This is a genomic window from Novacetimonas hansenii JCM 7643, assembly GCF_000964405.1.
Taxonomy (GTDB): domain Bacteria; phylum Pseudomonadota; class Alphaproteobacteria; order Acetobacterales; family Acetobacteraceae; genus Novacetimonas; species Novacetimonas hansenii.
The window spans coordinates 1-696 of sequence record NZ_BANE01000358.1; the positions used below are offsets into that span (position 1 = coordinate 1).

The following is a 696-nucleotide window of genomic DNA, read 5'->3' on the forward strand; positions in this document are numbered from 1 at the left end:
AAAGCTTCGAAAGACGCCGCCTTTTTGAAAAAAGGCGGCACCCAGAAAATTTTCCTGTTTTTTATCAATGCGTTGTTTTCAAACAGTCTCTTAAACAAGGCGGCGTCTTGGGGAGGGGCGCGGGCAAAAGCGTCAGCCGGAACCTGTCCATGACGTGCCGGTGATATGTGTCAGGGCATGCCATGTCGATGCGGATCACATCGACGGCCCCCACATGCCCAGCACGAACAGGATTGCGCCCAGCGCCATCATGACGATGTGGAACATCACGTCGCCCGGCATCGCGACCAGCGGGTCCATATGGGCGGAGCGTACGAACTGTACCACCACCAGGATCGCGCCACCGACGCACAGTGCGATACGAAGGGGGCTGATATTCCCCGGCAGCAACGATGGTTTGCGGTTCATGTCGTATCCATTGGCAGATGTTGTTGCCATCATGCCATACAAACTCCGCACTTTGAACCGGTCGGGATGACATGGCCCCATGTGTGTTTCATATGCGCGCCCCATGGCGTATCCGGCAGGGCGGATGCCGACAAGGGATTTCAGCCGGTGCAGATTGCCAAGATTATTTATAAAGCAACCCGTTTATAAGAGAGTGTTTGAAAACAAGTCATTGATAAAAAACAGGAAAAGTTTTTGGACGCCACCTTTTTTCAGAAAGGCGGCGTCTTTCGAAGCTTTTTAGAAAAA

Annotated in this window: 1 protein-coding gene; it reads right to left on the reverse strand. The window is 52.4% G+C overall.

What is annotated here, in order from left to right:
• Positions 1-195: 195 nt before the first annotated feature.
• Complete coding sequence (locus B7G66_RS16595; protein ID WP_225578740.1) at positions 196-441, reverse strand: hypothetical protein; 246 nt, start codon at positions 439-441, stop codon at positions 196-198.
• Positions 442-696 lie beyond the last annotated feature (255 nt).